This window comes from Rhodoplanes tepidamans (genome assembly GCF_030813915.1).
Taxonomy (GTDB): domain Bacteria; phylum Pseudomonadota; class Alphaproteobacteria; order Rhizobiales; family Xanthobacteraceae; genus Rhodoplanes; species Rhodoplanes tepidamans.
This window is the reverse complement of the sequence record NZ_JAUSUJ010000003.1, coordinates 21,180-44,601: the sequence shown is the minus strand read 5'-3', so window position 1 is coordinate 44,601 and position 23,422 is coordinate 21,180. Positions and strand designations below refer to the sequence as shown.

Sequence of the window (23,422 nt, the reverse complement as noted above, 5' to 3'; positions counted from 1 at the left end):
CATAAGCCGTCCGTGGATACCGGATTTCGGTCATTAGCTCTACTTATCGATCCGGACAACGGGTGCGACGGAAGGATCGGCCGATGACGGTTTCCAGACGGATTTTCACGCGCGGCGCGATCCTGGCGCCGGCCGCCCTGGCGGGTCCCGCGCTGCTGCGCGTCGGCGACGCGGGGGAGGCGGCGGCCGCCGGCCCGGTCGAGGCGCCGCAGGCGCAGACGCCGCAGGTGCAGCGCCGCAGGGTGGGCGAGATCGAGGTGATCGCGCTGATGGACGGGGCGTTGCAGCGCCCGACCGGGATGCTGCTCGGGTACGACGAGACCGCGGCCAGTGCCGCGGCGACCCTGGCGCACCGGCGCCACGACCCGGCGGCGCTGACGCTGGGGATCAACGGCTACGTGATCCGCACGGGCGATCGGGTGATCGCCGTGGACACCGGGTCGCCGGCCGGCCTGGCGCCGACGCTCGGCCGATGGCATGCGGCGCTGGCGGCGGCCGGACTCGCCGCCGATCGGGTCGACACGGTGGTCCTGACCCATCCGCACCCCGATCACGTCGGCGGCATGACCGACCCGCGGAGCGGCATGGCGCGGCTGGCCCGGGCGCAGGTGATCGCGTCCGCGGTCGACTGGGCCTTCACCTTCGATGCGGCGGTCTACGCGGCGTCGCCCCGGGAGGTGCAGGTCGGCTTCGACATCTCGCGGGCGATGATCGCCCCCTACGACGCGGCGAAGACGCTGATCGCGCCGGGCGCCGAGGTGGCGCCGGGCCTGACGACGGTGGCGATGCCGGGCCATACGCCCGGGCACATGGGGCTGCGGGTGGACAGCGGCCGGGAGAGCCTGCTGATCTGGGGGGATCTGCTGATCGCCCCCGCCTATCAGTTCGCCCACCCCGACTGGGCCTTCGCGCTCGATGCCGACAAGGCCGCCGCGGCGGCGACGCGGGCCAGGGTGCTGGACATGGCGGCGGCGGACCGGATCATGGTCGCGGGCATGCATCTGGACTTCCCGGGCTTCGGCCATGTCGAACGCGCCCGACAGGGCTACGGCTTCGTCGCGGCGCCGTGGGACTACCGGGCCTGACGAATTGGTACGGCTTCGAGGGCGACGACAACGAAGCCTGTATCGCGTTCACCCACCCGGCCTGGAGATCGGTCCAGCCGAAGGGAAAATACGACCTGAGGATCCGCTCCGACCGCGGGCTGTGGACGGCAGCTTCATCGGCTTCGAGATCGGCGATACCAAGGGGATCTGCGCGGCCGGGCTGAAGTCGCGATTCGTCGAGCAGTTCGCCCTGTCGAGCGGCATCATCGTCTGTCCGCTGATCCAGGCGCCGTCGCCGCTGCAGAGCGCGGCGATCGTGCGGTCACGCGAGTTGCAGGTGACCTTCACGGTGAAGGTCCTGGCCAGCTCCGCGATCGCCTCGGGCGGCAGCTCGCGGGTCTTCGGGCTGATGGAAGGCATCACGTTGTTGGACGCCGGGCGCGTGGCCGCCGGGATGGTGTCGCTCCGCACGCAACGCGAAGACCACCTCGAGGTCGCAGGGCGGATCGGGGCGCCCCGCGTGACCCGCCGGGAGCCGAACGGCGGATGGCGGCGCGTCGCGCCCGATCCGCCTGCATCCGGCGGTGTGCGAGGTACATCACATTCCTGCGGCCCGGAGTCCGGCACAGTCCTGCGGGTCGGCTGCATGGGGCGGCCGGAGACAAAGGGCTTCCGACGATGATCAGCTCTCGCCTCACCCTCGTGGCGGTCATTGCCGCCGTCGGTCTCGGGTCTCTCGCCGTGGCGCCGGCCACGGCGGCACCGGGCGACTTCGGCTTCCTCAAGGACGTCAATCCGGAGTTCAAGCGCTGCCTCGCCCGGGTCGGCGCCGGGATGTCGCCGGAGAAGCGAAAGCGCCTGGAACGCCAGATGCACCTGGCGTGCGACCAGTATTATCCGGCGTTCAAGAAGCGCTGACGGTGCGGCACACCTCGGCCGTCGGCCGTGCGGTGGACGGCCGGAGCCGCAGGAGCGATGCAGCGCCGCAGGGGCCACCGGCGACCGACCGCCGCGCACGGTCTGCGCGCGCGGCGCGGTCGCCTGGTTCGAGGTCCCTCCGGGTCCACGGGACCATCGCCGGCGGGGCGACGGCCGGCCGGGGTCAGACCGGATCGAAGCCGTAGAGCCTCTGCGGATTTTCGACCGAAGACGCCGCGCAGCCGACCGAGCCGCGCGGCCCGGGCCGCCGCAGCCCGGCCCGACTGCAGCGAGAGCCGGGTCACGGATGCGACCTTGCCATAGAATGGGTGGAGCCGACGGCTCCCCCATCCTGCGGCGTTGCCGGGAAGGGATGGATATCGCCTCTGGCTCCCCCATCCTGCGGCGTTGCCGGGAAGGGATGGATATCGCCTCTGGCTCCCCCATCCTGCGGGCTCTGCCACCGTGACTCCCACCATCCGACCACGTCCCACCTCATGCCGAGGTGCGAGCGCAGCGAGCCTCGAACCATGTGGCCCCGGCCGGGGCGGCAACGTGTCGTGCAGCGGAAAATCGACCTGGACCGTGCGCGCGGGCGTTCGGAGGGCGGGTCGGCGCGCAGCGCGTGACCCGCTCTACGGTCGCGGCCTTCACGCCGCGTCGTCGATCTCGATGCGCACCGAAAAGCCCGCCGGGCCGGCGAGATTGACCAGCGCGTCGAGGCTGAACTTGTCCACCCGTCCGCGCAACAGATCGTTCAGCCGCGGCTGCGTCACCCCCAGCCGCCGCGCCGCCTCGGCCTGGCTTTCACCCCAGGACTCGATGCGGGTGCGCAGCGCGATCATCAGCGCCGAGCGGGCCCGCATGTTGGCCGCCTCGGCCGCCGTGTCCTCCAGGGCATCCCACACGCTGTCGAACGCCTGCGCATCCATGTCCGGCCCTTCGGCCCTCGTCGCTACCGGGTTGTTGATCCTCGTTTCGAGACACGCCATGATTGTGGCGGAGGAGCGACATGGGAGGGCGACGGGCCGGGGATCACGGCGTTCCGGAGGCGTGGCGGCACATCGCCGAAACCGAGAAAACTCTTTTGACGTGGCCGACATGGCGCGATCCGCCGCCGCGGTCTGGGCCTCCGCGCGGCGGGAGCCGGCGAGAGGATCTTTATTCGGCTGCGGCCGATACGATCGACCTGATCGCTCCGCTCGCCGAGAAGAATGGTCTTGGCCTCGAAGGGGCCCGTCTCCGCATCGTGGCGTGGGCCCATAGGCGGGAGGCGGACGTCACGGCGACACTGGAGGTGGCCGGCGGTCGGTCCTTCGTGACCATCGCCCGAATCGACGCCTGGCCGGCCGATCCGCACGCCAATACACTGCGCAAGCGGCTGCCGCGCTGGCGCCACGTGCCCTCCATGATCGAGGGGCACCATGTCCATCGCTTCGCAGACAATGCCGCGCTCGGGGCCGTCGCCTTCGAGCCGGCCCGGAACCTGCCTGTTGCGATGCCGGTTCCTGGTGATCTACGAAGCTTTCGGGATTTTCTGCGCACCGTCGAGGCCGAGTTCCGCATCGCCGGTCTCGTCGACATCCCGCCGCCGGACAGCTGGGAGAGCCTGATCTGACCATGGGGATCGCCACGCTCCGGATCGCCGACATCGCCGCCGAGGTGGCGCGCGCGATCGTGCGCGTGTCGATCCGGGACGAAACGGCGCGCGTGTCGACGCCGCTGCTCTATCCGGGCGGCGGCATGGTCGGCGTCGAGATCTCGCGCCGGCGCGACGGGTTTCTGGTCACCGATGCCGGGGCCGCACGTCGCGAGGCAGGCCTCCTCGGCGGCGAGCGGACGTTCGCCCGCATCGCGCCCGAGATCGCGGAGCACCACGGCGTCCGCTTCGACCGCGACATGATGTTCGATCTCGACGTCGCCCAGCCCGACCTGCCGCTCGCCGTGATCGCGGTGGCCAACGCGGCCAAGGTCGCGGTCGAGCGCACGGCGCTGCAGCTCGCGAGCGTGCCGCACGCCGATCATCGGGCGATGTTCTTGGATCGGCTCGACACGCTGTTCGGGGCGGCCATGGTCGCGCGCAGCCGGGTGGTCCGCGGCGCCTCGGAGGACTGGACGTTCGACGCCGTGGTCGAGCGGGCCGGCCGCCTCGCCCTGTTCGAGCTGGTGCCGCCGCACGCGGTGGCGGTCGGCAGCGCGGTGACGAAATTCCTCGATATCCGCGACCTCGGCGACAACGCCCCCGGCCGCATCGCCGTCCTCGGCGACAAGGCCGCGACCCCGCACCTCGCGGTGCTGTCGCGCACCGCCACCATCGTCGCCGCCGACGATCCCGACACGGTCCTGGCCGCAGCGGCGTGAGGATGGCCGCAGCCCCGTAGCCCGGCTCGAGCGCAGCGAAACCCGGGATCTTCGGCGCAGGCCCGGACGTGACGAACCCCGGATTTCTCGTACGATGGGTGGAGCGAAGCGATACCCATCGAGCGGCGTTGCAGGGAAAGTGATGGGTATCGCCTTCGGCTCCACCCATCCTACGGGCTGCGCTCAATCCAGGCTACGAAGAGCCCGGGCTACGCTTGCTTCCCGAAAATCTTTTTCGCAAGGGTCTCAAGGGTCGAATCGGTAGGGTGGGTCGAGTCTTTCATGATCTCGAAGCGAACTTGATGAGCTTCGTGCATTACTTTTCTCAGCTTAGCAAGGCGGCGCTTTCCCTTCATCATCTCAAATGGGCTTCGTTCTGCCGCTTTCGCGCCTTCTACGCCCAGCTTGCCGTAATTTAGTTGCCCAACTGTGCCTGATTTTCTGGCTAAATCGACTCGTCCGTTTATGTAGCTTGATACAATCTCATCTTTTTCACCATCAACAATTGCTTTAGATACTAAATCCACGTCGATGCCATGAGGTTCGGCAATTAGTTTGATATAAGACTTGGTGCAGAAGTATCCCTCAACATCTATCTCGGCCGTGACAAATGGATCTGCCCCAATCTTAATAATTTCTTTCTCCCACTCCTTTGCTTCGGCATCCTCTAAAAAATCGCGATCTCTATGAACGATTATCGATGCGTTAGACACATCCTTAATTTGCTTAACGAGCGGCTTGAGAAGATGTGCAGACGTGACACCATTATAGGGGAGTATGGCAGTTTCATCAAGGCTAAATCCGGAATTTCGTGCTAGTATCCCAAGTAGGTTCGTGATGCGGTCCTCTGTCAAGATAATAGCTCTATATTTTCCCTTTGAGATGTTCTCTCGAACATCGAGCGCTCCTAATTCCAGCAAAATATCTACTTGGTCGTCGGGCGAGGCTGCTACGACAGCTCCGTCTCGAACCCAGAGGACACGGGCGTCATTATACATCGTGTCGATGACGTGCCTAGAGTGGGTTGTAACCACCACTTGCACGTCGCGATCAATCGACAGTGACGATAGAAGTGAGCAGAGTAGGCGTTGATTATTTGGGTGCAGGTGAGAGTCTGGTTCGTCCAAAATAATAAGCTTCGGCGCGAATAAGTGGAAATACGATAGAATTTGGACTGTTTGGAGGAGGCCGGTTCCTGCGAGATCTAACGGAACCCGTTTCACTCCTTCGATGACGTTTATTGTGACATATTGATCAATCGATTGATTGAACTGAACATCTAAGCGAATCGCTGGAAATATAAGGGATAAATCGGCTTCGAAAAGCTCCCACTCCGGTTTTTGCCTAAGACGATAAAGGATGTTCCTCAGGACGATATTGGCATCTCCCCTGGCTAAGGCGCGGAGCAATACTCCGTCCGACACATAGTTTTCTGTTTTGGAGACGCCTGCCAATCCTGGCGAAAAAATAGAATATGGTAAATCTAGTTTCGAGATGGATTTTGCGAATTCAATATTGTCTGGTGCTACTAAAAGATTTGTAATTCGACCTTTTCGTATTGTTAGATTGATCCGCTCTCCGTTGTCGAATGTAAATCCAACTATAATTGCTTTGTCGGCGTCCTCTAGCAGACGTCCGCCGTGTCCCAGAGAATATGCGTCCTCGGAGGGAATATAGATCAGTTCGGTTGGGCTAATCGTAAGTGATGTCTTTTCTTTGGCAGGCCACTTGTTTGAGATTGTTAATGACTGGAAGAGTGTAAACGCAAAATGGATCGCTTGGATAATTGTGCTTTTGCCGGAGTTGTTTCCCCCAACAAGAATATTGACTCCGGCAACGTCGAAATTGACTGATTCAAGTCTTTTGAATCGCTCGACTTTGATGTTCGTCAATTTCATTTTTTGCGCCCGTTCTGTCGCCAAGAAATGTAGCCAGCCCGTAGGATGGGTATTGCCTGCGGCTCCACCCATCCTACAAGTTGCTTCGAAGTGAGGAATTCTGCAACGAGTGGTTTCGTTTGCCGCCGCGCCGCCCCCCGCGCCGCCCCCTCGACCTCCCCGCCGCGGCGCGCTACACCGCGGCACGGCGGTTCGGACTCGCGCCGGCGGCTGGATTCTTCTAGAGAATTCGGCCGGAGGGGGCCCGGCCCTCCCGCGACAGCCGGCTCCGTCGGCTCCCCGCGCGTTTTCTTGCGAGCACGGCCGGCCTGCCGGTCGGGCTCGGCTGGACACGGCCCGGTCTCCGCCGGGCGAGGACACACGCCGCGGCCGCCGCGATCTTTGAAAAAATTCGCGCGGCCCGAGCACACCGAGACAGAAGGCTGACATGGCGAACGTCGTGGTCGTCGGTTCCCAGTGGGGCGACGAAGGCAAGGGCAAGATCGTCGACTGGCTCTCCGAGCAGGCGGACGTCGTGGTGCGGTTCCAGGGCGGCCACAATGCCGGCCACACGCTCGTCATCGACGGCACCACCTACAAGATGTCGCTGTTGCCGTCGGGCGTGGTGCGCGGAAAGCTGTCGGTGATCGGCAACGGCGTGGTGCTGGACCCGCGCGCGCTGGTCGAGGAGATCGACCGGCTGAACGGGCAGGGCGTCGGCCTCTCGCCCGAGACGCTGCGGATCGCCGAGAACACCTCGCTGATCCTGTCGCTGCACCAGGAGCTCGACGCCAACCGCGAGGCGGCGGCGAGCGCCCAGACGCGGCTCGGCACCACCAAGCGCGGCATCGGCCCGGCCTACGAGGACAAGGTGGGGCGCCGCGCGATTCGCCTGATGGATCTGGCCGACCTCGACTCGCTGCCGCCCAAGATCGAGCGGCTCCTGGTGCACCACAACGCGCTGCGGCGCGGCCTCGGCCTGCCGGAGTACGAGCCGAAGGCGATCTTCGACGAGCTCGCCGCCGTCGCGCCGAAGGTGCTGCCCTACATGGATTCGGTGTGGGTGCTGCTCGACCAGGTGCGGCGCGAGGGCAAGCGGATCCTGTTCGAGGGCGCCCAGGGCGCGCTGCTCGACATCGACCACGGCACCTATCCGTTCGTCACCTCGTCCAACACGGTGGCGGGCCAGGCGGCGACCGGCTCGGGGCTCGGCCCGTCGGCGGTCGGCTACGTGCTCGGCATCTGCAAGGCCTACACGACGCGGGTCGGCGCCGGCCCGTTCCCGACCGAGCAGGACAACGAGATCGGCCGGCTGATCGGCGACCGCGGCCACGAGTTCGGCACCGTCACGGGCCGCCGGCGGCGCTGCGGCTGGTTCGACGCCGTGCTGGTGCGGCAGACGGTGCGCACCTCCGGCATCCACGGGCTGGCACTGACGAAGCTCGACATTCTGGACGGGCTCGACGAGATCCAGGTGTGCACCGGATACCGCCTGGACGGGCGCAGCATCGATTATCTTCCGGCGAGCGAGCACGCGCAGGCGCGGGTCGAGCCGGTCTACGAGACGATTCCCGGCTGGAAGGACAAGACGGCGAACGCCCGCTCCTGGGCCGAGCTGCCGGCCCAGGCGATCAAGTATGTGCGCTGGATCGAGGAATTGGTGGGATGCCCGGTCGCTCTGCTCTCGACGAGCCCGGAGCGCGATGACACTATCCTGGTGCACAATCCCTTCGAAAGCTGACCCAGGCGCCGAATCGGGCGCTCGATTGGGCGCCGACGCGAGCCGAGCCTCGGGGGCGAGGAACCGGGAACACAGCTGGACCTGATGGCCGATTACTATCCACTGATCGCCAAGGCGGTCGCGGGCCTCGAGAAGAACACCGGGGAAGCGCGGCGCACCCTCTACGAGCGGGCGCGCAACGCGCTCGTCACGCAGTTGCGCGGGGTGTCGCCGCCGCTCGGCGAGTCGGAGATCACCCGCGAACGGCTGGCCCTCGAGGAGGCGATCCGCAAGGTCGAGGCCGATTCGGCCCGCAAGACGCGGGCCGAGGCGGCGGCGCGCGGCGGCAGCGGGGCCGGGGGCGAGCGGCCCGAGCGGGCCGAACGCCCGGACCGGGCCGAACGCCCGGACCGGCCGGAGCGTCCCGAACGGCCGGAGCGGCCGGGCCTCGGCGACCGGCCGGGCCTCGGCGCACGGAGCGAGCGCTTCGAGCGCCCCGACCGCCCGGAGCGGCCCGAGCGAAGCGACCGGTTCGAGCGTCACGAGCGGCCCTCCGCCGGCGCCGGGCTCGGAGGTCCGGACAGGCCGGCGGTGCCGGGCCAGCCCGCACCGGGGCCGGCGACGGCCACGGCCGCTGCGCCGGGTGCGGCCGCCGGGCCGGACCCGTCTCCTGGTCCGTCCTCTCCTGGCGCGTCGAGTCTCGGCCCGTCGAGTCTCGGCCCGTCGAGTCCTGGCCCGTCGAGTCCTGGCCCGTCGAGTCTTGGCCCGTCGAGTCCCGGCCCGTCCGGTCCGGGCGCGCCCCCTCCGGGGCCGCCGGGGGCGCCGGAGGGCGGCGAGACGCGGCGCGAGCCGCCGGCCGAGGCGGGGCCCGAGGCGCGGCCGCGCCGGCCGGGCGGCGCGCCGGCCGATCGCGCCCCGCTCTCCGACCGCGGCCTCAAGGGATTTCGCGACGTCGTCGCCGAGGCCGAGAGCCTGGGCGAGGCGACCGCCAGCGCCTCGAAGACGGCGCGCGAGGTGTTCGCCGCCACGGCGCCGACCCGCGACGGCACCCGCATCGAGCCGCATGTCGAGCCCGAGGGCCTGCGGCCGCCGCTGCGCCGGCCGCCGCCGGGCCGCGACGTGCCCCCGCTCACCCGCGAGAACCCGCCGTTCTCGCGCGACTTTTCGCGCCGGCCGCCGGCCGGCCGCGAGGCCGAGGGGCCGCGCGGCACCGATCCGGGCCGCCCGCCGCCGGGCCGCCCCGAGGCGGGCCGTCCCGAGCCGGGCCGGCCGGACCCGGGCGACGCCGACTTCGCCGGCCGCCACGGCGTCCGCCCCTATATCGACGACCACGACTACCGCGAGTCCGGCGGCCGCCCGTTCCCGCTGCAGCCCGAGACGCTGCCGCCGCGCGCCGAGGACGAGATCGGCGGTCCGATCAAGACCCCGATCGGCGGCCGGCTGCTGAAGTCGGCGCTCGCCCTGCTCGCCGTGCTGGTGATCGCCGGGCTGGGCTGGTGGATGTGGCCGAGCCTCTCCGGCCTGCTCGCGCCGTCGCAGCCGGTCGCCACCGCGCCGTCCCCGGCGCCGGCCGGCGAGCCGCGCAGCGGCAAGATCACCGACCGGGTCGGCGCCCAGCCGGGCACCGGCACGGCGGCGCGGCCCCAGGGAGACGCCCCGGCCGTGGCCCAGCGCGTCGTCCTCTACGAGGAGGACCCGGCCGATCCGGGCGGCAAGCGCTCGGTCGGCACCGCGGTGTGGCGCACCGAGACGATCGTCGCGGCGCCCGGCCAGGCGCCCGACACGGTGGTGCGGGCCGACATCGAGATTCCCGAGCGCAACACCTCGGTGCGCTTCTCGCTGCGGCGGAACGCCGACCGCTCGCTGCCGGCGAGCCACACCATCGAGATCATGTTCACGCTGCCGCCCGACATGCCCAACGGCGGCATCTCCAACATCCCCGGCATCCTGATGAAGCAGGCCGAGCAGACGCGCGGCGTCCCGCTCGCCGGCCTCGCCGTCAAGGTGACCAACAACTTCTTCCTGATCGGCCTGTCGTCGAGCGATTCCGACCAGCAGCGCAACGTCCAGCTGCTCAAGGAGCGGGCGTGGTTCGACGTGCCGATCGTCTACGGCAACAACCGCCGCGCCATCATGGCGATCGAGAAGGGCACCCCGGGCGAGCGCGCCTTCGCCGAGGCCTTCGCGGCCTGGGGCGAGTAGGGCGGGGCGCCCGCCGGGCGCGGCCGCCGGCCACGAGGCTGGCACGACAAAAAAGGCGCGGCCGGAGCCGCGCCTTTCGCATCACTGTCGAGACGTCCGCGCCGCGATCAGTGCGCCGCGGCGGCCATCGCCTCGCGGGCGGCGGCCGGGCTCTCCATGGCGGCGATGCGGTTGCGCACCGCCTTCTGCACCTTCTCGAAGGCCCGCACCTCGATCTGCCGCACGCGCTCGCGCGACACGCCGAACTCCTCGGCGAGCTCCTCGAGCGTCACCGGGTCGTCGGCGAGCCGGCGCGCCTGGAAGATGCGCCGCTCGCGGTCGTTGAGGACCTCCATGGCCTCGGCCAGCGCCTTGCGGCGGTTGTCGAGCTCCTCGGATTCGGCGAGCCGGGTCTCCTGGCTCTCGCTGTCGTCGACCAGCCAGTCCTGCCACTCGCCCGAATCGCCGTCGTCGCGGATCGGCGCGTTGAGCGAGGCGTCGCCGCCGAGCCGGCGGTTCATGTCGATGACGTCCTGCTCGCCGACGCCGAGGCGCTTGGCGATGATCGCCACCTGGTCGGGCCGCAGATCGCCCTCCTCGAGGGCGGAGATCTTGCTCTTGGCCTTGCGCAGGTTGAAGAACAGCTTCTTCTGGTTGGCCGTGGTGCCCATCTTCACGAGCGACCACGAGCGCAGGATGTACTCCTGGATCGCCGCCTTGATCCACCACATCGCATAGGTCGCGAGGCGGAAGCCCTTCTCGGGCTCGAACCGCTTCACGGCCTGCATGAGGCCGACATTGCCTTCCGAGATCACCTCGGAGATCGGCAGGCCGTAGCCGCGATACCCCATGGCGATCTTGGCGACGAGGCGGAGATGGCTGGTGACCAGCTGCTGGGCGGCGTCGCGATCACCGTGCTCGCGCCAGCGCTTGGCCAGCATGTATTCCTGCTGCGGCTCCAACATCGGGAACCGGCGGATCTCGTCGAGATAGCGGGCGAGGCCGGATTCGGCGTTGATCACCGGCATGGAAGCGGATTGGGCCATCGATAGCGCCCTCCATGTTGTTGCCCCCGTGTCGCGGCGGGCGGTCCGGCGCCGCCGCTCCAGGAGCCGACGACGCCCTGCTGCGCGCGTCGGCTTTCGCCGATCGCGCAACGCAGCATACACGGGTGGGTCGTTCGAAGAAACAAGCCGGGCCGTCACTGTGACGTGACGACCCTGTGACCAATCGACGTACCGCGTTGGTATCGCACCGTTTTGGTTACCGGGCCCTTGGCGGCCGCGCGATGGTGACGGACATGGTCACCGGCTCGTTGTCGCGCGACTTGCGTCGTGCGTTCGATGCCGTGGCCCGGGCCCGTCCCGGTTCGGTCGTCTGGCTCGGCTGGTCGGTACAGTCCCAACTCGCGGCGCGCACGATCCGGCGCACTCGGCATCAACGCCGTGCGAGGTCGATAGTTCCCCCACCCAGCACCTTATGTAGGTGAGCCAGGTCGGACGGCAAGGGGGCGCGGTACACCAGGTGCTTCTTGGTCTTGGGATGCTGCACCCCCAGCAGATAGGCATGCAGGGCCTGTCTGCCAAGCCCGTCGAGCAGGGTCTGCGCCTCGGCGGGCAGCAGCGCCGCCTTGGTGCGGAAGCCCGGCCCGTACACCGGATCGCCGATCAGCGGGTGGCCGATCGAGGCGAGATGCACGCGGATCTGGTGGGTGCGGCCGGTCTCCAGCCGGCAGGCGAGCAGCGCCGCCACCGGCTCGCCGGACTTTCCGCGGTACTTCTCCACCAGCTCCCAGTGGGTGACGGCCTCGCGGCCGTCGGCCCGGATGGCCATCTTGTCGCGCGACTGCGGGTGGCGGCCGATCGGCTTGTCGACCGTGCCGCGCGGCCGGTCCGGCACGCCCCAGACGAAGGCGAGATAGCCGCGCTCCAGCGGCCCGGTGCGGCCGTGGTCGGCGAACTGGCGCGACAGCGAGCGGTGCGCCCGGTCGGTCTTGGCGACCACCATCAGGCCCGTGGTGTCCTTGTCGAGCCGGTGGACGATGCCCGGCCGCGCCACCCCGCCGATGCCGGACAGGCTGTCGCCGCAATGGGCGACCAGCGCGTTGACCAGGGTGCCGCTCCAGTGGCCGGCGGCCGGATGCACGACGAGGCCGGCCGGCTTGTCGATGATCAGCAGCTCGTCGTCCTCGAACACCACGTCGAGCGCCATCGGCTCCGGCTGCGGCTCCGGCGGCTCCGGCGGCGGCACCGTGACGTGGACGCGCTCGTTCGCATTGACGCGCTGGCCGGGATCGCGGACTGTGCGCTCGCCGATCGCGACGTGTCCGCCCAGAATCAGGCTCTTGAGCCGGGAGCGCGAGTAGTCGGCGAGGCGGGCGGCGAGCACACGGTCGAGCCGTTCGCCGGCCTCGGCAGGCGCGACGACGACCGTCTCGATCCGGCGATCCCCTTCGGTCATGACCTCTCCGCACTCCCCCCGCGACACCGGCCCCGGCGCCGCTCCGGCGCCCGACGACAAGCCGCTCGATCCCGAACAGGCGCGCTTCATGGCGCGCGTCAAGTTTCTGATGGCCCTCTCCGGCGTCGCCACCTTCCTGGGCATCGCCGTGGTGCTCGGCGTCGTGGGCTACCGCGTTTCCCGGAGCGGGGGAAGCGCCGCGATCGAGGTGACGGCCCAGCTTCCCAAGGGGAGCCGGATCGTCGCGACCGGGGTCGCGGGGGAGCGAATCGTCGTCACGGTCGAATCGCCCGCCGGTCTCGAGATTCACGCCTTCGACGCCCAGACCCTCAGGCCCGCCGGCCGCCTGCGCTTCGCCACCGAGCCCTGAGCGGCCGTTCCGAGCGGCCGGTCCGGCGGTCCGGCGGCAGCGCCGGGAGCCGCGGAACCGGCCGGCCGCGGCGCGGGTTGGCCCGGGACGCCCGGCTGTGCGGGCACGGAGGCCGCGATGACCGACACGCCGACACCGCCGCGATCCGTCGCGGACGCCCGCGACGATCTGAAGCGCGACGCGTCCGAGCGGGACGGCGACGCCGCGGGCAGCCACGACCGCACCGCGGCCGGTGCGGGCAAGAAGCCTCACGAGAGCGCGGAGCCCGGCGCGGGCGCGGCGCCCCGGAAGGCCACCGATTTCGGCCCCGGCGGCTTCACCGACGAGCGCCCGGATCCGACCGGCGACGGCCGCCGCCGCGACGCCGACGCCCGCGTGCTGGGCGACCTCGGCCAGGCCCGCCAGACCGACTGAGGCCGCCGCCGCCCGCGGCGCGGGCCGGCGCAGGGGCGCCATGCGGCGAACGATCGCCGCAGCGGACCCGCTTGCGCTCGCCCGCGAACGCGGCTATGTCACGCCCCACGCTCCCTTCGTCTAGCGGCCCAGGACGTCGCCCTCTCACGGCGAAAACAGGGGTTCGAGTCCCCTAGGGAGCGCCATCGGCCTTTAAGGCCTTGATCCTTCGAAAAATCCGATCGTTCGACCGCTTCGTCGGCCCGCTGCCGCAGGCGCCTGCCACCGGCAGGGCCGGGCGAGCTTCATGCCAGCGGCGGCAATCTCCGAGCCCTCCGTCCGTCATGGCCGGGCTTGTCGTCCCGGCCATCCGCGTCCTTCGGCGCGGCGCTGCCGTATGTCGTCATGCCCGGCACAAGGCCGGGCATGACGAGTCGGCATCAGCGCCATTGGTGTCGAACGTATCTGATCTCAGCGGCCTCCAGCACTGACTCTCACCGTCGTCCCCGGTCTCCGGCGCCCCGCCGAGATCGTGCGCCGTGCGCGCCGCTGCGGCGGGCTGCCGCGCCGGCGGCCGGGTGATCCACAACCGGAAGTGCGCCGTAAACCCGGCTTCAACCTTGAAGGGGAGATGCCGATGTCCTTCTTCCGTGAAGCCAGCCTCCTGGATCGGACCGCCCTCGCGCTCATGGGCGCGATGACCATCCTGCCGCTCGCCGTCTACGCCAACTGACCGGCCGGGCCTCCGGGCGCCGGGACGGAAGGCCGGCGGACGTCCGCCGCCGCGTCCGTCCCGGCCGTCCGTCCGGCCATCCGCGCGGCCGGGTCCGCGTCCGGACGGCCGTCCCGGGTCCTCGCCCCGCCCGCAAGCCCCTGCGCGGGCGGCGGTTTCGGGCCTCCTGGTGTGACATCTCTGCCACCCGATCCAACTAAGTCGATCCGTCTCGCCGTTCTGGCTTATCCCCCATTCGGCCTGTTTATCGAATTAAGTGTATGTGATTCAACGTAAAATTCTCCACCGTCCAGGGTGCCGGCGGTCCGGTGCGCTCTCAGATTGTGCAGCTTGTGACGTTCCTGCAACCACCGCGGACCACGAACAAGGCATGGTGGCACCATCGAAGGAAAATGTTGGGGACACCAATGAAGGCGAAGCTTCTCTCCTCGGCTCTTGTCTCGTCCGCGGCGCTGCTGGCGCTGTCGGGTGCGGCTTCGGCCGCCGATCTGGCCTACAAGGCGCGCCCGATGGCGCCCCCCGTCCCGGCGTTCAGCTGGACCGGCTGCTACATCGGCGCGCATGTCGGCGGTGCGTCGATGAACAGCTCCTTCGCGGACTTCGAGGGCGGTGGCTACTTCGGCAACAACGACAACGGCGTCGGCGCGGTCGCCGGCGGCCAGCTCGGCTGCAACTACCAGATGGGCATGTTCGTCCTCGGCCTCGAGGGCGAGGGCTACTGGTCCGGCGTGAAGCAGACCTTCGACTACGGCTACATCGGCGGCCTCTACAGCACCGAGACGAAGAACAAGTACAATTTCGACGTCGCGGCCCGCATCGGCGTCGCCTTCGACCGCGTCCTCGCCTACGGCAAGATCGGCTGGGTGTGGGGCCAGTTCGACTTCACGTCCACCTATTCCAGCGGCGGCTTCACCAGCAGCTACAGCGGCGACACGATGCTGAACGGGCTCCTGCTCGGCCTCGGCGTCGAATACGCGCTGACCAACAACTGGACCGTCAAGGCCGAGTACAACTACCTGAACTTCGGCAGCGACTCGATGGATCTGACCTACTGCAGCCCCGGCGGCTGCCTGTCCGGCTACACCTTCTCGGGCAGCGCCGACATGCACGTCGGCAAGATCGGCATCAACTACAAGTTCGGCGGCTGATCCGGCACGCCGGACCGTTCCGAGCCGCCCCCCCGAGCCCCAGGCTCCCGAGCCCCAGGCGCGCACCGCCCGCCTGGGGCTTTTCTGTCCGGGCCGGGCGCCCGCGGTTGACCGCCCGCTCCCGGCCCGCCACCTTTCGCGCCCTCGGCGAACGCCGCCGGTCCATCCGACGAGAGCGCCCCGATGCGTTTCGACTTCTCCGGTTTCCCGCTCGGCAACCGCGGCTTCGCCACGGCCCCGATGGCGTTCTGCGAGCCCGCCGCCATCGGCGCCTTCGGCGGCCTCGTCGAGCTCGCCATGATCGAGACCGGCAACCGCCGCGCGCGCGAGCACTGGCAGAAGGTGCAGATGCAGAACCTCTTGGCCCACGCGGCCCAGCGCTCGCCGTTCTGGCGCGCCCGCCTCGGCGCCGGCAGGCCCGGCGACGCGAAGCTCGCCGCCCTGCCGGTGCTGTCGCGCCCCGACGTGCTGCATCAGGTCGCGACCGAGGGCGCGCTGCTCGGCCCGCGCGACGGGATCGCGGTGCAGCCGCACTCGACCTCGGGCTCGTCCGGCACCCCGGTGAAGTTCTTCATCTCGGACATGAACGTCCGCTACAACCGGATGCGCTCGCTCGCCCAGTACTTCATCGAGGGCCGCGACCCGACGCTCAACCGCACCCGCATCACCTCGCTGCCCGTCGCCGCCCCGCAGGGCTTCACGGTCGAGATGTCGGACACCTGGCTGGGCGACCTCTCGCCGATGATCCGCTCCGGCCGCAACAAGCACATCGCCTACTTCCACCCGGACCTGAAGCGGCTGCGCAAGGAGCTCGAGTCCGATCCGATCGGCTACATGGTGACGCCGCCGCGCGCCGTCGAGACGCTGCTCGGCGAGATGACGCCGGAGACGCTGAAGCGCGCCGGGACCGCCATGATCGTCACGCTCGCCGAGCCGGTCGACCCGGCGCTGCGGCGCGAGTTCGAGGCGGTCGGAATTCCGATCCGCGCGACCTATTCGAGCGAGGAGGTCGGGCCGATCGGCATGGAGTGCCCGCATCGTCCCGGCCACTATCACGTCGCCTCCAGCAACGTGATCGTCGAGATCGGCCGCGACGGGGCGGTGGAGGTCGACGGCGCGCGGCTCGGCCGCGTGCTGGTGACGCATCTGCATTCCTACGCGACGCCGTTCGTCCGCTACGACGTCGGCGACGTGGCGCAGCTCGCCGACCGCTGCCCGTGCGGCCACGACGGGCCGACGCTCTCGCACATCCACGGCCGCGGCAAGGGGCTGGTGAAGCGTCCGGACGGCCGGGTGCAGACCTTCTACATGAAGTCCTACGAGCTCACGCGCGTCGCCGCGTTCGACGAGTTCCGCATCCGCCAGACGGCGCCCGACCGCATGGTGGTGGAGATCGCCCGCGCCGCCCCGCTGACGCCCGCCGAGTCCGACGGTCTGCGCGCCGTGGTGGCCCGCCACGCCGGCGAGAGCATCGCGGTCGAGGTCCGCTCGGTCCCGACGATCGACTGGGGCGAGGACACCAAGCGGCTCGGCTATCGCAGCGAGGTGCTGTGACCCGGCGCCGCGGGACGGTCGCGGCCGGCCGGGCAGGGCCCTCCGGTTCGGGATAATCCCGATAGGCCAGCGGCATGGCGGCCCGCCGCCGGCGGTGGTTCCGGGCGCCGCCGTTCTGGTGCATGGTCGCGCCCCTGCACGCGGCCGCCTCCGCTCTCGATTCGTCCCGCCCGGCCGCCGCGTCCACCCACCGCCGAGGACCCGCCATGGACACGATCACGCTCGACACCGCCCAGGCGCTCGTCGCCGCCGCGCTGGCCGCGGCCAAGGCCGACTACGGCAAGCCGGTCTGCGTCGCCGTCTGCGACGGCGTCGGCAACCTGCTCGCCTTCGCGCGGGCCGACGGGGCGCCGCCGCGCAGCATCCAGATCGCCCAGGACAAGGCCTACACGGCGGCCCGCATGGGCGTGGACACCGACGCGTTCCACGCCCGGCTGAAGCGCGAGGAGGTGCAGGCGCGCGACTTCTGCGACGCGCGGCTCACCGCGCTGCTGGGCGGCGCCGTGCTCAAGAGCGGCGCCGGCGCCGTCGTCGGCGGCATCGGGGTCAGCGGCCTCGCCTCGGCCGAGGACCACGCCATCGTGCAGGGCCTCGCCCGCCGGGTGGCGGCCGACGACATCTGACCTCTCCCTGACCCCCGATCACCCGAGACCAGAACCCGAGAAAACACACGGAAGGTGACCCCATGGCCAGGCCGAACGTCCTCGTGACCCGCATGGTGCCGCAGGAGAATCTCGATCGCCTGCGCGAGCATTTCGAGGTCGAGGTCAACGCCGAGGACCGCCCGCTGACGCGCGCCGAGTTGCTCGCCAAGGTGAAGGGCCGCGACGCGATCCTGTCGATGCTCACCGACACGATCGACGGCGAGGTGCTCGACGCCGCCGGGCCGCAGTGCAAGGTCGTCGCCAACTTCGCGGTCGGCTACAACAATTTCGACGTCGCCGCGGCGACCCGGCGCGGCGTCGTCCTCACCAACACGCCGGGCGTGCTCGACGACGCCACCGCGACGCTCGCCTTCACGCTGCTGCTCGCCACCGCGCGCCGCATCGTCGAGGCCGACAAGTACGTGCGCGACGGCAAGTGGACCGGCTGGGCGCCGCTGTTCTTCATCGGCCTCGACGTCGACGGCAGGACGCTCGGCGTCGCCGGTCTCGGCCGCATCGGCAAGAACGTCGCCCGCAAGGGCGCCGCCTTCGGCATGAAGGTGATCTACAACGACGTGCGGCGCGACCCCGAGCTCGAAGCTGCGATCGGCGCCCGCTTCGTCGACAAGGAGACGCTGCTCGCGGAGTCCGACTTCCTCACGCTGCACGTGCCGCTGCTGCCGGAGACTCGCCATTACATCGGCGAGAAGGAGCTCGCGGCGATGAAGCCGACCGCGGTGCTGATCAACGCGGCGCGCGGACCCGTGGTCGACGAGAAGGCGCTGGCACGCGCCCTCAAGGACAAGGTGATCTGGGGCGCCGGCCTCGACGTGTTCGAGAACGAGCCGATGGTCGAGCCGGAGCTGCTCGGCCTCGACAACGTGATCGTCGTCCCGCACGTCGCCTCCGGCACCACCGAGACGCGGCTCAACATGGGCCGCATCGCGGTGGAGAACATCACCCGCGTGCTGACCGGCGAGGCGCCCACCACCTGCGTCAATCCCGAGGTGCTGAAGCGCTGAGCCGGCGCGGCCTTCGGACGCGACGCGCCGGGGTCGCTCGGGGCGATGCAGAGCGGATGCAGAGCGCCGTCCCGCTCCGCCTGCGGCGGCCGTGCTGGACAAGACCGGCTGCCATTGGCATGACCTGCCGGGCCGTGCCGCCATGACGGCGCGCGGCGGCCGCGCCGCCGCGAGGGCGGGCGCGGCGTGCGTGCGGGGAGCCATGTCCGATCACGACCCGATCCTCGTCACCGGCGCGGCCGGGTTCATCGGCTTCCACGTGGCGGGCCGCCTGCTGCAGCAGGGCCGCCGGGTGGTGGGGCTCGACAACTTCAACAGCTATTACGACCCGGCCCTCAAGCAGGCCCGGGCCGAGGCGCTGGAGCGGTTCGACGGCTTCCGGCTGGAGCGCCTCGACCTCGCCGACCGCGCCGGCGTCGCCGCCCTGTTCGCGCGTGAAAAATTCCCGGTGGTGATCCATCTCGCCGCGCAGGCCGGCGTGCGCCATTCGCTGGTCGAGCCCTTCGCCTATCTCGATGCGAATCTCGCCGGCTTCCTGGCCGTGCTCGAGGGGTGCCGGCACAACGGCTGCCGGCATCTCCTCTACGCCTCGTCCTCCTCGGTCTACGGCGCCAACACGACGGTGCCGTTCGCCACCGGCCAGAACGTCGACCACCCGCTCAGCCTGTACGGCGCCACCAAGAAGGCGAACGAGCTGATGGCGCACGCCTACAGCCATCTGTTCGGCCTGCCGGCGACCGGCCTGCGCTTCTTCACCGTCTACGGGCCGTGGGGACGGCCCGACATGGCGATGTGGCTGTTCACCGAGGCGATCGTCCGCGGCCGGCCGGTGCGGCTGTTCAACCACGGCGACATGCGGCGCGACTTCACCTATGTGGACGACGTCACCGAGGCGGTGGTGCGGCTGGTCGACCACGTGCCGCAGGGCGATCCGGCGTGGTCGGGCGCGGCGCCCGATCCGGCGTCGAGCCGGGCGCCCTGGCGGGTCTACAACATCGGCAACAACAGCCCGGTGGCGGTGCCCGAGGTGGTGGCGCTGATCGAGCAGGCGCTCGGCCGCGCGGCGGTGCGCGAGATGCTGCCGATGCAGCCCGGCGACGTGCCGGAGACCTGCGCCGACGTCGACGCCCTGACGGCGGCGGTCGGCTTCCGCCCGGCGACCCCGATCGCCGAGGGCGTGGTGCGCTTCGTCGCCTGGTGGCGCCAGCGCCACGACACGTGACCACGTGGCGCCAGCGTCACGACGCGTGACCACGTGGCACCAGCGTCACGACGCCCGAGCGTCGGCGGTGCACCGGCTCAGTGCTGCCCGGCGAGGTCGAAGGGCGAAAACTCCTGGTGCACGCAGCGGTCGGTGCCGATCGCGGTACGGGTGTCGACCACGGCCTCCTTCTGGATGAAGAAGGCGTAGTAGACGGCGTGGAGCGCCTTGGGGTCCGACTTCAGGCAGACGATCCAGGCCGGCCCGCCGATCCGCTCGATCCAGCGCGGCTCCGAGATCGCGAGGCCGACCGGGTCGATCGGCGTCTTCAGGCTCTTCATGGCGCCGGCGATCAGCTTGCGATAGGCCGGCACCGGCTCGGGCGAGAGCAACTGGCTCTTGTCGTAGGAATCGTCGAAGAACGGGCCGCTCAGGCTGCACCCGGAGAGGACCAGGCCGAGGCCGAGGCCGCACGCCAGCGCGGTCGCGTGGCGGGCGGAGCGGCCGGGCGATGCCTGCGCGGTCCCGGCCGCGCGCCTGTCGCACCCTGTCGTTGCTGCCGTCACGCCACTCGCCCCGTCGAACTCCAGTCCCTCGTCTCGCCTGCCGGAGAGTTGCGTCGAATTTGCGGTAGCGTCGCCCGGGCCGGCGCGGGGCGGCTCAACCGCGCATCAGAGCCGTGACGTGGACGGCGACCGAGCGGCCCAGCCCCTGCAGGTCGTAGCCGCCCTCCAGCAGCGACACCACGCGGCCGCCGCAGCAGGTGTCGGCGACGTCCATCATCCGCTTGGTGACCCAGGTGTAGTCGGGCTCCAGCAGGTTGATGTTGGCGAGCGGGTCGCGCATGTGGGCGTCGAAGCCGGCGGACAGCACCAGCAGGTCCGGCCGGAAGGCGAGCAGGCGCGGGATGATCACGCTCTCGAACGCCTCCTGGAACTCGTCGCCGCCGTCGCCGGCGCGCAGCGGCGCGTTGACGATGGTGCCGTGCTCGCCGCGCTCCGAGATCGCCCCGGTGCCGGGATAGAGCGGCATCTCGTGGGTCGAGCAGTACATCACGTTGCGGTCGGCCCACAGGATGTCCTGGGTGCCGTTGCCGTGGTGGACGTCGAAGTCGATGACGGCGACCCGCTCGGCGCCGTGCCGGTCGCGCGCGTGGCGCGCCGCGATCGCCGCGTTGTTGAAGAAGCAGAACCCCATCGGCTGGGTGATCTCGGCGTGGTGGCCGGGCGGCCGCATGGCGCAGAACGCGTTGGCGACCCGGCCGGTCATCACCTCGTCGACCGCCAGCACGGCGCCGCCGACGGCGCGCAGCGCCGCCTCGTAGGTGCCGGGCGACATCGAGGTGTCGGAGTCGAGCTGCACCATCCCCTCGGTCGGCGCCGCCTCGCGGATGGCGTCGATGTAGTCCTGGGTGTGGCACAGCGCGATGCGGTCGATCGCGCAGACCGGTGCCTGGTCGCGGGCGAGCGACTGGAACGCCTCCTGCTCGAGCACCCGGTCCACCACACGGATCCGGTCGGGCCGCTCGGGGTGGCCGAGGGGCGGAATGTGCTCGAGGGCGGCCGGATGCGTGATGTACAGGGTCGTCATCGGATGTATCGGCTGTGGGAATTCAACCATATCGCGTCCGCGACGGCCCGGTGTCAAAAGAATCTTGGGCGAAGGGCGGCGGCGGGCGGCCCGGCCGGGCCGCCCGCCGCGGTGACCGGGCGGGCGCCGGCCGCGGGAGGCCGCGGGCGCGGCGGCCGACTTCTCCACGGGGCGCCGTCCCGGCTCTGTTGATCCCGGCCGGCCGTGCACGTATGGTCCGCCCGCGAAAACCCGCCGCCATTGGGGCGTAGCCAAGTGGTAAGGCAGCGGATTTTGATTCCGCCATTCCCTGGTTCGAATCCAGGCGCCCCAGCCAGCGTTCGGCCGGCTTCGAAATCCCTCCGTCCTGTCGTGTCCGGGTCCGGGCGCCCGCTCCGGCGGCGCCGAGCTGATCACGTGTCGCCGCCGCTCGCCCCGTCGCGCCGGATGGCGAACCGGGCAGGCGCAGCGGCCGCGATCGTCCGGCTTGCTTGCGGTGGCGCAAACTTGGGCAGGCTCGCGGGTTGTGCAGCGGGGCGCCGATGGTATCCTGTGTCCATTCCGACACAGGATCGCGCCCGGCGCGAGGATGGTGCCCATGTCCATGCCCATGTCCATGGTGATGCAGGCCGACGTCGCCGCGCGCGACCGGATCGTCGATCCCGCCGACGCGGCGCCGCCGATCGGGGCGATCCGGGGCGGGCCGGGCACCGGCGCCTCCGACGTGCTGACCGCCTTCGCCCGGGCCCGCATGGCCGAGGGCGTCGTGGTCGCCGGGCTCGTCGTCGCCCCGGCGCCGGACGGCACGCGGCGCGGCGGCCCGCACGGCCACGGCCATGGTCACGGCCATGGCGGTCACGGCCACGAGGCGTGCGGCTGCGGCGGGGCGCTGCGCGACCTCGCCACCGGCGAGGTGATCGAGATCCACCAGGATCTCGGCCCCGGCTCGGAGGCCTGCAGTCTCGACACCTCGGGCCTGGCGCGCGCCTGCGCCGGGATCGAGCGGCAGATCGCCGCCGGCGTCGATCTCGTCATCCTCAGCCGCTTCGGCGGCCAGGAGGCGGAGCGCGGCGGCCTCACCGCGGCGTTCCAGGCCGCCGTCGCGGCCAACGTGCCGGTCGTCTGCGTGGTGACCCCCAAGGCCGAGGCGGCGTGGGCGGAGTTCGCCGGCGACCTCGCGCTGCTGCTGCCGCCCGACCTCGACGCCGTGGAGGCGTGGTGGCGGGACCAGCGCGCCGCCCGCGGCCGCACCGCCGGCTGAGGGCGGGCCGCCGGAACGGCAGTCACGCCGCCCCGGTCACGCGGTCCTCAGGCCGACTTGGTCACGCGGCGCTTCACGCCGCCTTGGCGGGCAGCGGATAGTCGCCGGCGTTGACGACGAAGCCCGGCTTCGAGGCGAAGTCGAGCCGCGGCGGGCCGAACACGTCGATCAGCCAGGCCGGCTCCGGCCCGACATTGTGGGTGGTGTGGATCACCCGTGCCGGGATCACCAGCACGTTCGGGCTCGCCGCGTAGTGGACGTGCTCGTCCTCCCGCCAGACCGTCTTGTCGGCGGTCCAGGGGTAGCGCAGGTGATGCTCGAAGGCACCCGCGAGCCCGAGCGACACCTGCTCGAAGTCGTCGTGCGAGTGCGGGCTCAGCCGGCGGATGTCGCGCGGCGCCGGCCAGCGCTCGAACACGTTGACCATCAGGTTGCACGACTGGAACACCCGCATCTTCAGCGGCCCCGGATCCGGGCTCGGCAGCTCCGCCAGCCGGTAGTGCCGCAGCCGGAAGCCGCCGGGCGGCGTCGGCCAGGCGGCGAGCGGCGCCACCTCGGGTGCGCCGTCGGCGTAGGTCGCCGCGTTGCTCGCGAGCGCCAGCAGGTCGGTCGCGGTGCTCGAGAGGATCCGTGCGATCCGGCCCGGCGCCGTCACCGTGACGCGGCTGTCGCCCGGCGGCAGGATGGTCAGGCTGTCGCCCGCCGCGGCGATCGTCTCGCCGCCGGCCTCGACGGTCGCGGCCGTGCCGGGCGGCAGCAGCAGCATGTGCTCGTCGGCCTGGCCGGTGCGGCTCAGCACGGCGCCGGCCGGTGCGTCGCTCACCACGACGCAGAAATTGGCGGCGCGCGTGATCCAGTGCCGCGTCCCGTCGGCGTCGGTCGCGTCGGGCGCGGTCTCGTAGAGCCGTGCATGGGTCGCCGGCCGTTGGGCTGCGTTCATCTCGTCCTCCTCGCGTGCTCCGGA

General features: G+C 70.2%; 22 protein-coding genes and 2 tRNA genes. 17 read left to right on the top strand and 7 right to left on the bottom strand.

The annotated features are described in order from the left end of the window. Positions 1-83: 83 nt before the first annotated feature. The 3 genes from J2S22_RS04705 to J2S22_RS04695 all read left to right on the top strand — a co-directional run bounded on the left by J2S22_RS04705 (position 84) and on the right by J2S22_RS04695 (position 1,964). On the top strand, positions 84-1,085 hold the full coding sequence (locus J2S22_RS04705) for an MBL fold metallo-hydrolase (protein WP_272780440.1): 1,002 nt from the start codon (positions 84-86) through the stop codon (positions 1,083-1,085). A 121-nt stretch (positions 1,086-1,206) separates the two neighbouring features. Continuing rightward, positions 1,207-1,728 (top strand): hypothetical protein, encoded by a 522-nt coding sequence (locus J2S22_RS04700; protein WP_272780439.1) that lies wholly within the window; start codon positions 1,207-1,209, stop codon positions 1,726-1,728. Further along, entirely contained in the window at positions 1,725-1,964 is a 240-nt protein-coding gene (locus J2S22_RS04695; RefSeq protein WP_272780438.1) for a hypothetical protein, read from the top strand. The genes J2S22_RS04700 and J2S22_RS04695 overlap by 4 nt, the downstream gene beginning before the upstream one ends. Before the next feature lie 650 nt (positions 1,965-2,614). Here J2S22_RS04695 and J2S22_RS04690 read toward each other — a convergent pair. Further along, positions 2,615-2,896 carry a helix-turn-helix domain-containing protein gene (locus J2S22_RS04690; protein ID WP_272780437.1) on the bottom strand — a complete coding sequence of 94 codons (282 nt, stop codon included), beginning with the start codon at positions 2,894-2,896 and terminating at the stop codon, positions 2,615-2,617. Between the two features lie 386 nt (positions 2,897-3,282). On the opposite strand from J2S22_RS04690, the gene J2S22_RS04685 reads away from it, so the two are divergent. Further along, the gene (locus J2S22_RS04685) at positions 3,283-3,582 is read left to right on the top strand and encodes a hypothetical protein (protein WP_272840519.1); all 300 of its coding nucleotides are present in this window, start codon (positions 3,283-3,285) and stop codon (positions 3,580-3,582) included. 2 nt (positions 3,583-3,584) lie between these two features. Further along, positions 3,585-4,325, top strand: coding sequence for a hypothetical protein (locus tag J2S22_RS04680; protein ID WP_272780435.1), 741 nt, complete (start codon positions 3,585-3,587; stop codon positions 4,323-4,325). A 209-nt stretch (positions 4,326-4,534) separates the two neighbouring features. Here J2S22_RS04680 and J2S22_RS04675 read toward each other — a convergent pair whose 3' ends face one another. Next, a complete protein-coding gene (locus J2S22_RS04675) occupies positions 4,535-6,295 on the bottom strand; it encodes an ATP-dependent nuclease (protein ID WP_272780434.1) in 1,761 nt (586 codons plus the stop codon). Positions 6,296-6,650: 355 nt separating this feature from the next. Here J2S22_RS04675 and J2S22_RS04670 point away from each other — a divergent pair, with 355 nt between their 5' ends. Both J2S22_RS04670 and J2S22_RS04665 read left to right on the top strand, forming a co-directional pair. Then, positions 6,651-7,943, top strand: coding sequence for an adenylosuccinate synthase (locus J2S22_RS04670; protein ID WP_272780433.1), 1,293 nt, complete (start codon positions 6,651-6,653; stop codon positions 7,941-7,943). Positions 7,944-8,027: 84 nt separating this feature from the next. After that, a complete protein-coding gene (locus J2S22_RS04665; protein WP_272780432.1) occupies positions 8,028-10,124 on the top strand; it encodes a hypothetical protein in 2,097 nt (698 codons plus the stop codon). A 107-nt stretch (positions 10,125-10,231) separates the two neighbouring features. Here J2S22_RS04665 and rpoH read toward each other — a convergent pair whose 3' ends face one another. Continuing rightward, complete coding sequence (gene rpoH, locus J2S22_RS04660) at positions 10,232-11,149, bottom strand: RNA polymerase sigma factor RpoH (protein ID WP_272780431.1); 918 nt, start codon at positions 11,147-11,149, stop codon at positions 10,232-10,234. A 391-nt stretch (positions 11,150-11,540) separates the two neighbouring features. Beyond that, the gene (locus tag J2S22_RS04655; protein ID WP_272780430.1) at positions 11,541-12,563 is read right to left on the bottom strand and encodes an RluA family pseudouridine synthase; all 1,023 of its coding nucleotides are present in this window, start codon (positions 12,561-12,563) and stop codon (positions 11,541-11,543) included. Between J2S22_RS04655 and J2S22_RS04650 the strand changes: the two genes are divergently transcribed. The 8 genes from J2S22_RS04650 (at position 12,562) to J2S22_RS04615 (ending at position 19,649) form a co-directional block, all read left to right on the top strand. After that, positions 12,562-12,933 carry a hypothetical protein gene (locus tag J2S22_RS04650; RefSeq protein ID WP_272780429.1) on the top strand — a complete coding sequence of 124 codons (372 nt, stop codon included), beginning with the start codon at positions 12,562-12,564 and terminating at the stop codon, positions 12,931-12,933. The genes J2S22_RS04655 and J2S22_RS04650 overlap by 2 nt on opposite strands. Positions 12,934-13,050: 117 nt before the next feature. Beyond that, positions 13,051-13,347 carry a hypothetical protein gene (locus J2S22_RS04645; RefSeq protein ID WP_272780428.1) on the top strand — a complete coding sequence of 99 codons (297 nt, stop codon included), beginning with the start codon at positions 13,051-13,053 and terminating at the stop codon, positions 13,345-13,347. 109 nt (positions 13,348-13,456) lie between these two features. Then, positions 13,457-13,532 (top strand) — tRNA-Glu (locus J2S22_RS04640). Between the two features lie 934 nt (positions 13,533-14,466). Then, positions 14,467-15,207, top strand: a complete 741-nt coding sequence (locus tag J2S22_RS04635) for an outer membrane protein (RefSeq protein WP_272780427.1) — start codon at positions 14,467-14,469, stop codon at positions 15,205-15,207. 183 nt (positions 15,208-15,390) lie between these two features. Next, entirely contained in the window at positions 15,391-16,761 is a 1,371-nt protein-coding gene (locus J2S22_RS04630) for a phenylacetate--CoA ligase family protein (protein ID WP_272780426.1), read from the top strand. Between the two features lie 206 nt (positions 16,762-16,967). Then, positions 16,968-17,384: a GlcG/HbpS family heme-binding protein gene (locus tag J2S22_RS04625; RefSeq protein WP_272780425.1), complete on the top strand. Its 417-nt coding sequence runs from the start codon at positions 16,968-16,970 to the stop codon at positions 17,382-17,384. A gap of 62 nt (positions 17,385-17,446) precedes the next feature. Next, entirely contained in the window at positions 17,447-18,427 is a 981-nt protein-coding gene (locus tag J2S22_RS04620; RefSeq protein WP_272780424.1) for a 2-hydroxyacid dehydrogenase, read from the top strand. A 202-nt stretch (positions 18,428-18,629) separates the two neighbouring features. Further along, a complete protein-coding gene (locus J2S22_RS04615; RefSeq protein ID WP_272780423.1) occupies positions 18,630-19,649 on the top strand; it encodes an NAD-dependent epimerase in 1,020 nt (339 codons plus the stop codon). A 77-nt stretch (positions 19,650-19,726) separates the two neighbouring features. On the opposite strand, the gene J2S22_RS04610 is transcribed toward J2S22_RS04615, so the two are convergent. Next, complete coding sequence (locus tag J2S22_RS04610) at positions 19,727-20,194, bottom strand: hypothetical protein (RefSeq protein WP_272780422.1); 468 nt, start codon at positions 20,192-20,194, stop codon at positions 19,727-19,729. 94 nt (positions 20,195-20,288) lie between these two features. Next, positions 20,289-21,218, bottom strand: coding sequence for a histone deacetylase family protein (locus J2S22_RS04605; protein WP_272780421.1), 930 nt, complete (start codon positions 21,216-21,218; stop codon positions 20,289-20,291). Between the two features lie 241 nt (positions 21,219-21,459). Here J2S22_RS04605 and J2S22_RS04600 point away from each other — a divergent pair. Further along, positions 21,460-21,534, top strand: a tRNA-Gln gene (locus J2S22_RS04600). Positions 21,535-21,795: 261 nt separating this feature from the next. Then, on the top strand, positions 21,796-22,458 hold the full coding sequence (locus tag J2S22_RS04595) for a DUF2478 domain-containing protein (protein WP_272780347.1): 663 nt from the start codon (positions 21,796-21,798) through the stop codon (positions 22,456-22,458). 73 nt (positions 22,459-22,531) lie between these two features. Here the strand turns inward: J2S22_RS04595 and J2S22_RS04590 are convergent, their stop codons facing one another. After that, complete coding sequence (locus J2S22_RS04590; protein WP_272780348.1) at positions 22,532-23,398, bottom strand: cupin domain-containing protein; 867 nt, start codon at positions 23,396-23,398, stop codon at positions 22,532-22,534. Positions 23,399-23,422: the final 24 nt, after the last annotated feature.

What these genes read in the sequence shown, in the direction of transcription:
- J2S22_RS04705 (WP_272780440.1), top strand. Translation starts at nt 84, where the DNA reads ATGACGGTTTCCAGACGGATTTTCACGCGCGGCGCGATCCTGGCGCCG.
- J2S22_RS04695 (WP_272780438.1), top strand. Translation starts at nt 1,725, where the DNA reads ATGATCAGCTCTCGCCTCACCCTCGTGGCGGTCATTGCCGCCGTCGGT.
- J2S22_RS04690 (WP_272780437.1), bottom strand. Translation starts at nt 2,896, where the DNA reads ATGGATGCGCAGGCGTTCGACAGCGTGTGGGATGCCCTGGAGGACACG.
- J2S22_RS04680 (WP_272780435.1), top strand. Translation starts at nt 3,585, where the DNA reads ATGGGGATCGCCACGCTCCGGATCGCCGACATCGCCGCCGAGGTGGCG.
- J2S22_RS04675 (WP_272780434.1), bottom strand. Translation starts at nt 6,295, where the DNA reads ATGGGTGGAGCCGCAGGCAATACCCATCCTACGGGCTGGCTACATTTC.
- J2S22_RS04670 (WP_272780433.1), top strand. Translation starts at nt 6,651, where the DNA reads ATGGCGAACGTCGTGGTCGTCGGTTCCCAGTGGGGCGACGAAGGCAAG.
- J2S22_RS04665 (WP_272780432.1), top strand. Translation starts at nt 8,028, where the DNA reads ATGGCCGATTACTATCCACTGATCGCCAAGGCGGTCGCGGGCCTCGAG.
- rpoH (WP_272780431.1), bottom strand. Translation starts at nt 11,149, where the DNA reads ATGGCCCAATCCGCTTCCATGCCGGTGATCAACGCCGAATCCGGCCTC.
- J2S22_RS04650 (WP_272780429.1), top strand. Translation starts at nt 12,562, where the DNA reads ATGACCTCTCCGCACTCCCCCCGCGACACCGGCCCCGGCGCCGCTCCG.
- J2S22_RS04655 (WP_272780430.1), bottom strand. Translation starts at nt 12,563, where the DNA reads ATGACCGAAGGGGATCGCCGGATCGAGACGGTCGTCGTCGCGCCTGCC.
- J2S22_RS04645 (WP_272780428.1), top strand. Translation starts at nt 13,051, where the DNA reads ATGACCGACACGCCGACACCGCCGCGATCCGTCGCGGACGCCCGCGAC.
- J2S22_RS04635 (WP_272780427.1), top strand. Translation starts at nt 14,467, where the DNA reads ATGAAGGCGAAGCTTCTCTCCTCGGCTCTTGTCTCGTCCGCGGCGCTG.
- J2S22_RS04630 (WP_272780426.1), top strand. Translation starts at nt 15,391, where the DNA reads ATGCGTTTCGACTTCTCCGGTTTCCCGCTCGGCAACCGCGGCTTCGCC.
- J2S22_RS04625 (WP_272780425.1), top strand. Translation starts at nt 16,968, where the DNA reads ATGGACACGATCACGCTCGACACCGCCCAGGCGCTCGTCGCCGCCGCG.
- J2S22_RS04620 (WP_272780424.1), top strand. Translation starts at nt 17,447, where the DNA reads ATGGCCAGGCCGAACGTCCTCGTGACCCGCATGGTGCCGCAGGAGAAT.
- J2S22_RS04615 (WP_272780423.1), top strand. Translation starts at nt 18,630, where the DNA reads ATGTCCGATCACGACCCGATCCTCGTCACCGGCGCGGCCGGGTTCATC.
- J2S22_RS04605 (WP_272780421.1), bottom strand. Translation starts at nt 21,218, where the DNA reads ATGACGACCCTGTACATCACGCATCCGGCCGCCCTCGAGCACATTCCG.
- J2S22_RS04595 (WP_272780347.1), top strand. Translation starts at nt 21,796, where the DNA reads ATGTCCATGCCCATGTCCATGGTGATGCAGGCCGACGTCGCCGCGCGC.
- J2S22_RS04590 (WP_272780348.1), bottom strand. Translation starts at nt 23,398, where the DNA reads ATGAACGCAGCCCAACGGCCGGCGACCCATGCACGGCTCTACGAGACC.